Source organism: Nocardioides stalactiti, from assembly GCF_014180715.1.
Classification (GTDB): domain Bacteria; phylum Actinomycetota; class Actinomycetes; order Propionibacteriales; family Nocardioidaceae; genus Nocardioides; species Nocardioides stalactiti.
The window spans coordinates 1-8,013 of record NZ_JACEFC010000155.1 but is presented as its reverse complement, the minus strand read 5'-3'; the positions used below and the strand labels follow the sequence as shown (position 1 = coordinate 8,013).

Below are 8,013 nucleotides of genomic sequence, written 5' to 3'. Positions count from 1 at the left end.
GGCTCGACTGCCGGCCGGTCGGGCGCGTCGTCGCACCCTGCCAGTACGCCGGCCGCGAGCAGCAGGGTGGTCGCGACGACCCGCCGCCTCATCCGGCGAGGCCCTCGACGACCTCGGCGCGCGGCAGGTCGGCCAGCAACGAGCCGGGCAGGAGCAGCTTGGAACGACGAACGCCGGAGCCGATGATCGCCACCTCGACGTCGGGGACCCGGGCGTCGACCAGCAGCCGCCAGGTCTCGGGCAGCCCGACGGGCGTGATGCCGCCGTACTCCATCTCGGACTCGGTGACCGCCCGCTCCATCGGGAGGAACGACGGCTTGCGGACGTCGAGCAGCCGCTTCACGGTGTGGTTGACGTCGGCGCGGGTGTCGGCCCGCACCAGGCAGGCCGCGACCCGCTCGTCGCCCTCCCGCTTGCCGGCGACGAGCACGCAGTTGACGCCCGCGTCGAGCGGCAGGTCGTAGGCCGCGCTCATCGCCGCGGTGTCGGCGAGGTCGGGATCGATCTCGACGACCGCCACGCCGGCGGCACCGGGCCAGGCCGCGAGCGCTGCGGCGACCCGCGGCGCGACCAGGTCGGGGCGGTCGAGGGCCGAGAGGGAGGTGAGTCCCGGCAGCGAGATCAGGTCCACCCGGACATCTTGCCGGGTCGCCGTCCCACGCCACGCAGGATCGTGGCGACGAGCCCGACGACGCCTGCGGCGAGCCAGGGCAGCGGGAGCAGCCAGTGGGCGTCGACGAGGTCGACGGTGTCGGAGCTGAGGAGCCCCCAGACGGTCACCAGTCCGACGAACGCGACGCCCATCACGAGGTGGCCGACGTTGACGGGGTGCCAGCCGCTCGGCTCGAGGCGCTCCGACGTCTCCGCCGCTGCGGACGAGGTCGTCTCCGGGTCGGTGCTGTGGGGATCGTTCATCACGCTGCCTCCTTCGTCTCGACCTCGATCTGGCCGAACAGCACGGTCAGGTCCAGGTCGATCCGGGTGTCGGTGCCGCCGTCGTGCCAGCCGGTGAGGGAGCCGTCGGTGCGTTCGCCGAAGACGACGCTCTCGCCGCCGGCCTCGACGTTGCTCTGGACGTTGACGTCGAGTCCCTCCTCCGGGACCAGCACCAGGACGTGCCCGAAGCGCGCCTCCAGCTCGATCGTGCGGCCGTCGAGCTCCTCGAGCTCGGCGGGGGAGAGGTCGGTCAGGTCGAGGATGACCTCGCCCGCTCCGACGTAGTAGCGGTCGTCGACCTGCTCGGCCGTTGTGGGCTGCGCGTCGACCTGGCCGGCCGAGATGTCCTCGACCGCCGAGGCGGCGAGCGTGGCCAGCGCTGCGACGAGGCCGACGAAGATCAGCCCGCCGGCGCGGCCGAAGACGGAGCCGACGACGAGCATCACGCCGCAGGCGGCCAGCACGGCGGCCGGGTAGGCGGACGGCGGGGCGTCCCAGCCCGCCAGGTCGAGCGTCGCGACCAGGCTGACGAGGACGGCCGCCAGGCCCATGGTGAACCAGAACAGGACCGGGCCGCGGCGGCGCGGGTCGCTGGGGCGAGGCCGGTACGGCGACGGCGTGGGCGGCTCGTAGCCGCGGTAGGTCGACGTCGTCGCGGCGGCGGACGAGGAGCCCGGCACCTCGCCGGTCGTCCCGGCCGGGATCCAGCCGCTGCTCGGCAGCGGCCCCGGGTGCGGCTTGGGGCGGGTCCCGGAGATCACCGCGGCGATCACCAGGCCCACGATCGCCAGCGGCCACGGGAAGCTCCAGCCGCCGAACGAGTCGCCCACGAGCGAGAGCGCACACACGGCGCCGACGATCGCGAGCAGCACCGTGCGGGTGCGGTGGTCGACCCGGATGGTCGCCTCGTCGCTGCCGTCCTCGGGGATGAGCAGCCAACCGGCGACGTAGGCGAGGATCCCGCCGCCGCCGAAGAACACGAGCAGGACCAGCGCCACCCGGACGAGGAGCGGGTCGATGTCGAAGTGGCGGGCGATGCCGCCAGCGACGCCCGCGATCTTGCGGTCGCTGAGGCTGCGCCGGATCCGGCCCAGGTCCTTGGCCTCCTCGCGGGTCACGCGGGGACCGCTGGACACGGGCTCGGCCGCGCCGGGAGGCGGCGCCTCGTGGCCGCTCGGTGCCTCGGGAGGGGTGGTGGTCATGCCTCAAGCCTGGGTCGTCGGGTCGTCGTGCACCATCGGGGACTGCCCTGATCTTCCCGCACCTGGCGGACCGCGGTCTCGGGGTCGGGTCAGGGTTCTTCCCGCTGCTGCGCGACGTCGCGCTGTGTGACGATGGAGGCACCATGACGACGACCGTGCATGCCCCGGGGGCACAGGGAGCCCAGGCTCCTCGCGACGTCCGTCGCGCCTACCGCGACCTGCGCCAGCCCGTCCTCGGCGGTGTCGCCGGCGGCCTGGCCGAGCACCTCGGGATGACGGTCCTGATGGTGCGCGCGGGTTTCGTGGTCGCCACGGTCCTCGGCGGCGTGGGCATCGCGGCGTACGCCGTGCTCTGGGCGATGCTGCCGGCCGGACCGCCGACCAGCGCGCAGGCGCCCGGGATCGACAGCGCCACGCGGGGCGGGCGCCGCCCGGGTCCCGTACGACGCCTCACCGACGTCGGCCCCGTCATCGTCCTCGGTGCCCTCGGCATCGCCGCGGTTTTCATCCTCCAGGGGATCCTCGGCGCCGGCGGCTGGGTGTGGCCGCTCGGCATCGCGATCGTCGGCGTGGCCCTGCTGTGGCGCCAGGCCGACGAGGCCGAGCGCGAGCGCTGGGTCGACGCGAGCGGGCGGATCGACCCGGTGCGGATCGTCCTCGGCGACGGCGGCTGGCAGTCCTACGCCCGGCTCGCGGCGGGGGTCGGCCTCATCGTCGTCTCGATCGTGCTGTTCCTGCTCCGGGGCGCCTCGCTGAGCCTGGCCCGCGACGTCACGCTCGCCGTCCTGCTGGGGCTCGGCGGCCTGGCGATCGTGGTCGGACCGTGGGTCTATCGGCTGGCCAACGAGCTGAGCGACGAGCGCGAGCAGCGGGTCCGGACGCAGGAGCGGGCCGACGTGGCGGCCCACCTCCACGACTCGGTGCTCCAGACGCTGGCGCTCATCCAGAAGAACCCTGCCGACGCCGCGCGACTCGCCCGTGCCCAGGAGCGCGACCTGCGCTCGTGGCTGTTCTCGACCGAGTCGATGGACGAGCGGACCGTCGCGAGCGCGCTGCGCGCGATGGCGGGAGAGATCGAGGACGCCTACGGCATCAACGTCGACGTCGTCGCCGTCGGCGACTGTGACCTGGTCGAGGCGCTCCAGCCCATCGTCTTCGCCGCCCGGGAGGCGACGACCAACGCCGCCAAGCACGCCGGCGTCCCGCGCGTCGACGTCTTTGCCGAGATCACCGCCGGCGCGATCGACGTCTTCGTCCGCGACCGGGGCGCGGGCTTCGACCCGGAGGCCACCCCGGAGGACCGGCTCGGCGTCCGACGCAGCATCATCGACCGGATGGACCGGCACGGCGGGACCGCCGAGGTCCGGTCGACGCCCGGTGAGGGCACCGAGGTGCGCCTGCACCTGGGCCGTGAACGCGAGGGGGACTGACTCCGATGTCAGCAGGCAGGGCCGTACGAGTGGTGGTCGTGGACGACCACGCCATGTTCCGGCGCGGGGTGACCGCGGAGCTCCAGGCGAGCGGCGTCGGCGTCGTCGAGGTGGTCGGTGAGGGCGAGGACGTCGACACCGCGGTCGCCGCGATCGCGGCCGCCGCGCCCGACGTGGTCCTGCTCGACGTCCACCTGCCCGGTGGCGGTGGGGTCGAGGTGATCCGACGCTCGGCGACCCCGGCCGATCCGGGGCCGCGCTTCCTCGCGCTGTCGGTCAGCGACGCGGCCGAGGACGTGATCGGCACCATCCGCGGCGGCGCTCGAGGCTACGTCACCAAGACGATCACCGGACCCGAGCTGGTCGACGCGATCCAGCGGGTCGCCGACGGCGACGCCGTCTTCTCGCCCCGCCTGGCCGGCTTCGTCCTCGACGCCTTCGCCGGGTCGATCGAGGTCGCCGACATCGACGAGGACCTCGACCGCCTCACCGAGCGCGAGCGCGAGGTGATGCGCCTGATCGCCCGCGGCTACTCCTACAAGGAGGTCGCCAAGGAGCTGTTCATCTCGATCAAGACCGTCGAGACCCACATGTCGGCCGTCCTCCGCAAGCTCCAGCTGTCCTCCCGGCACGAGCTCACCAAGTGGGCCTCCGACCGGCGCCTACTCTGACCGACCTGCCCCGACCGGTCGTCGTCGGTCGCCTCTAGAGTGCAGCCATGGACACGCTCCGCCTGATCCTCCTCGTCATTCACATCCTCGGCTTCGCCGCGCTCATCGGCGGCCTGCTGGCCCAGGCGGGCGACGGGGACAAGAAGGTCAACGGCGCGATGCGCGACGGCGTCGGTACGGCGTTCCTCGCCGGCCTCGCGCTGGTCGGCGTCCTCGAGGCGGGTGACAGCGACGTCAACCACGCCAAGATCGCCGTGAAGTTCGGGATCGGGCTGGTCCTGCTGGTCCTGGTCATGGCCAACACCCGCAAGCCGTCGATCCCCAAGGGCCTGTGGGCCGGGCTGATCGTGCTCGCCGTGGTCGAGGTCTGCGTCGCCGTCCTCTGGTCGCCGGTCCACAGCTGATCCCTCGCTGCACGCGACGTCGGCCGGCAGACGACCTGGGGGTGGTGCGCCGTAGGCTGGCGGCAGCATGAGTGACGCCGTGAATGATGCCCAGACGCTGCCCGGGTTCGAGGGCATGAGCCCTGCCGAAGCGCCGCGGACGACGCGCCGCGGGCCAGGTGCCGAGGAACTCCTCGAGGGCCTCAACGGCCCGCAGGCCGACGCCGTCCAGCACGCCGGCCCGCCGCTGCTCGTCGTCGCCGGCGCGGGCTCCGGCAAGACCCGGGTCCTCACCCGGCGGATCGCGTGGCTGATCTCCGAGCGCAAGGCGCACCCCGGGTCGATCCTCGCGATCACCTTCACCAACAAGGCCGCGGCTGAGATGAAGGAACGGGTCGCCGACCTGGTCGGCGGGCGCGCCAAGATCATGTGGGTCAGCACGTTCCACTCCTCCTGCGTCCGGATCCTCCGCAAGGAGGCCGAGCACCTCGGCTACGAGCGGCTCAAGTCCAACTTCTCGATCTATGACGCGCAGGACCAGAAGCGCCTCATCACCCTGGTCTGCAACGACCTCGACCTCGACCCGCGGCGCTTCCAGCCGGGTCCGGTCCTGCACTGGATCAGCAACCACAAGAACGAGCTGCGCGACCCCGAGGAGGTTGCCGCCGACGCCCGCAACGGCATCGAGGAGAGCTATGCGGCGGCCTACAAGCTGTACCAACGGCGCCTGCGTGAGGCCAACGCCCTCGACTTCGACGACCTCATCATGGAGACGGTGCGGCTCTTCCAGGCCCACCCCGAGATCCGCGAGACCTATCGACGTCGGTTCCGGCACGTGCTCGTCGACGAGTACCAGGACACCAACCACGCCCAGTACTCCCTCATCCACCAGCTCTGCGGCCAGAGCCTGGAGGAGACCGACGAGGACCGGGTCCCGCCCGCCGAGCTGATGGTCGTCGGCGACGCCGACCAGTCGATCTATGCGTTCCGCGGCGCCGACATCCGCAACATCATGGACTTCGAGCAGGACTTCCCCGACGCACGGACGATCCTGCTCGAGCAGAACTACCGGTCGACCCAGACCATCCTCACCGCCGCCAACGCCGTCATCGGCCACAACCAGGGCCGCAAGGACAAGCGGCTGTGGTCCGACGCCGGCGACGGCGAGAAGATCATCGGCTACGTCGCCGACAGCGAGCACGACGAGGCCCGCTTCGTCTCCGACGAGATCGACAAGCTCACCGACCTCGAGGGTGCCGGGCTCAAGGCCGGCGACGTCGCGGTGTTCTACCGCACCAACGCCCAGTCCCGGGTGTTCGAGGAGATCTTCATCCGGACCGGGATGCCCTACAAGGTCGTCGGCGGCGTCCGGTTCTACGAGCGGCGCGAGGTCCGTGACGCGCTCGCCTACCTGCGGATGCTGGTCAACCCCGACGACCAGGTGTCGCTGCGGCGGATCCTCAACACCCCCAAGCGCGGCATCGGCGACCGGGCGGTCGAGTGCGTCAACGAGCTCGCCAACCGCGAGCAGATCACCTTCTGGGAGGCGCTCCAGCGTGCCGGCGAGGCGCCGGGGCTCGCGACCCGCAGCCAGACCAACATCGAGGGCTTCGTCGCGCTGGTGACCGAGCTCCAGTCGATGGTCGCTGCGGGGGAGCGGCCCGACGTCGTGCTCGAGACCGTGCTCGACCGCTCGGGCTACCTGAAGTCGCTGGAGGAGTCCGACGACCCGCAGGACGAGACCCGGGTCGAGAACCTCGGCGAGCTCGTCGCCGTGGCGCGCGAGTTCGCGGAGGACCCGGTCGCCGGACCGAGTGCGGACCCGGCCGACGTCGACGCCGGCCTGGTGGAGCCGGGCCTCGCCGACTTCCTCGAGCGGGTCGCCCTGGTGGCCGACGCCGACCAGATCCCGGATGCGCCGGACGACGATCCCGATGCGCCGCCGGACCAGGGGGTCGTGACCCTGATGACGCTGCACACGGCGAAGGGCCTGGAGTTCCCGGTCGTCTTCCTCACCGGCCTCGAGGACGGCGTCTTCCCGCACTCCCGCTCGCTCGGGGACCGTCCCGAGCTGGAGGAGGAGCGGCGGCTCGCCTACGTCGGGATCACCCGCGCCCGCCAGCGGCTCTACGTCTCCCGCGCGATGGTCCGCTCCGCGTGGGGCGCGCCGGCCCACAACCCCCCTTCACGTTTCCTCTCCGAGCTCCCGATCGACCTGGTCGACTGGCGCCGGACCGAGGCCGACCAGACGCGCTGGTCGCGGCCGTCCTTCGGTGGCGACGAGGGTGGCTCGTCGTACGGCGGCTCGTCGTACGGCGGCCAGCGACTCGGCGCGCCGACGGCCGCGGGTCGCCGCAACTTCTCCTCGGCCGCCGCGGGGGCCAACGCCGCGGCGAAGGCCAAGCCGAGCCGGGCGATCCCGGTCCTCGAGCCCGGCGACCGGGTGACCCACGACAGCTTCGGCCTCGGCACCGTCGTGTCCGTCGAGGGCCAGGGCGACAAGTCGGTCGCCAAGATCAACTTCGGCTCCGACGGCGAGAAGCGGCTGCTCCTGCGTTACGCGCCCGTCGAGAAGCTGTAGGAGCCGGCGTCGAGGTCGGCCGGTGAGCCGCCGGGCGACGTCGCTCGCGCAGTTAAGGGTTGACGCCGTTGACGACGAGCGCCGCGTAGGGATCCACCGGGTCCCCGCCGCCGGGGCGGACCTCGAGGTGGAGGTGCGGGCCGGTCACGTTGCCGGTCGAGCCGACCGTGCCGATGACCTGGCCGGCGATGACGTTGTCGCCCTCGGAGACGGTCATCGACGTCTGGTGGTTGTACCAGACCTCGGTGCCGTCCTCGAGCGTCACGATCGTCTGGTTGCCGTAGGCGCCCTCGTAGCCGACCGAGGTGACGACGCCGTTGGCGACCGCCATGAGCGGCGTGCCCGTGGGGGCCGCGAAGTCCAGGCCGGTGTGGTAGCCGCTGGACCAGTAGTAGCCGGCCTGGCCGAAGTCGGCCGTCAACCGGTAGACGCCGGCTGCGATGGGCAGCGACCAACGGTTGAGGTTGATGCTCTTGGCTTCCTTCTCCGCCTGCTGCGCCATCTGCTCGAGCGCCTCGTTGCGCTGCTCGGCCTGCGCCTCGACCTCCTGGACGAGTGTGGCGTCGGTGGCGTCGTCGAGCGCGTCGCGCTCGGAGTCGCGGCTCAGGACGGGGGAGCGGCCGAGCACGTCGTAGACGCCCGACCCGGACTCGCCGGTGGCCGCGTTGGCGGCGACCAGACGCGGGGGGCCGTCGTTGCCGACGAGCGTGGTGCCGCCGGTCGTGAGGGCGCCGCCGGCGGAGACCGCCAGGGCCGCGACGCCGACCATGACCGGCATCGACGGGAGGCCGCGCAGGACGGGGCGACGGT

At 72.3% G+C, this 8,013-nt stretch carries 8 protein-coding genes; 4 read left to right on the top strand and 4 right to left on the bottom strand.

The genetic code is table 11. The features are described from left to right. Positions 1-88: 88 nt before the first annotated feature. From H0487_RS20570 to H0487_RS23625, 3 genes are read right to left on the bottom strand one after another with little or no spacing between them, the layout of a single operon-like run. Positions 89-622: a YbaK/EbsC family protein gene (locus tag H0487_RS20570; RefSeq protein WP_376766696.1), complete on the bottom strand. Its 534-nt coding sequence runs from the start codon at positions 620-622 to the stop codon at positions 89-91. Next, positions 622-915: a hypothetical protein gene (locus H0487_RS20565; protein ID WP_183096091.1), complete on the bottom strand. Its 294-nt coding sequence runs from the start codon at positions 913-915 to the stop codon at positions 622-624. Before H0487_RS20565 ends, H0487_RS20570 begins: the two co-directional genes overlap by 1 nt. Next, the gene (locus tag H0487_RS23625; protein ID WP_183096090.1) at positions 915-2,138 is read right to left on the bottom strand and encodes a PspC domain-containing protein; all 1,224 of its coding nucleotides are present in this window, start codon (positions 2,136-2,138) and stop codon (positions 915-917) included. Before H0487_RS23625 ends, H0487_RS20565 begins: the two co-directional genes overlap by 1 nt. Before the next feature lie 143 nt (positions 2,139-2,281). Here H0487_RS23625 and H0487_RS20555 point away from each other — a divergent pair, with 143 nt between their 5' ends. The 4 genes from H0487_RS20555 to pcrA all read left to right on the top strand — a co-directional run bounded on the left by H0487_RS20555 (position 2,282) and on the right by pcrA (position 7,203). Continuing rightward, positions 2,282-3,568 (top strand): ATP-binding protein, encoded by a 1,287-nt coding sequence (locus tag H0487_RS20555; RefSeq protein ID WP_183096089.1) that lies wholly within the window; start codon positions 2,282-2,284, stop codon positions 3,566-3,568. A 5-nt stretch (positions 3,569-3,573) separates the two neighbouring features. Then, entirely contained in the window at positions 3,574-4,239 is a 666-nt protein-coding gene (locus H0487_RS20550) for a LuxR C-terminal-related transcriptional regulator (protein ID WP_183096088.1), read from the top strand. A 47-nt stretch (positions 4,240-4,286) separates the two neighbouring features. Then, entirely contained in the window at positions 4,287-4,643 is a 357-nt protein-coding gene (locus H0487_RS20545) for a hypothetical protein (RefSeq protein ID WP_183096087.1), read from the top strand. 67 nt (positions 4,644-4,710) lie between these two features. Further along, the gene (gene pcrA / locus H0487_RS20540; protein ID WP_376766695.1) at positions 4,711-7,203 is read left to right on the top strand and encodes a DNA helicase PcrA; all 2,493 of its coding nucleotides are present in this window, start codon (positions 4,711-4,713) and stop codon (positions 7,201-7,203) included. Between the two features lie 52 nt (positions 7,204-7,255). Here the strand turns inward: pcrA and H0487_RS20535 are convergent. Continuing rightward, positions 7,256-8,013 (bottom strand): M23 family metallopeptidase (locus H0487_RS20535; protein WP_183096086.1); only part of this gene is annotated, 758 nt, incomplete at its 5' end.

Excerpts from the sequence above, each read along its gene's own strand:
- H0487_RS20555 (WP_183096089.1), top strand. The coding sequence starts at position 2,282 with ATGACGACGACCGTGCATGCCCCGGGGGCACAGGGAGCCCAGGCTCCT.
- H0487_RS20565 (WP_183096091.1), bottom strand. The coding sequence starts at position 915 with ATGAACGATCCCCACAGCACCGACCCGGAGACGACCTCGTCCGCAGCG.
- pcrA (WP_376766695.1), top strand. The coding sequence starts at position 4,711 with ATGAGTGACGCCGTGAATGATGCCCAGACGCTGCCCGGGTTCGAGGGC.
- H0487_RS23625 (WP_183096090.1), bottom strand. The coding sequence starts at position 2,138 with ATGACCACCACCCCTCCCGAGGCACCGAGCGGCCACGAGGCGCCGCCT.
- H0487_RS20545 (WP_183096087.1), top strand. The coding sequence starts at position 4,287 with ATGGACACGCTCCGCCTGATCCTCCTCGTCATTCACATCCTCGGCTTC.
- H0487_RS20550 (WP_183096088.1), top strand. The coding sequence starts at position 3,574 with ATGTCAGCAGGCAGGGCCGTACGAGTGGTGGTCGTGGACGACCACGCC.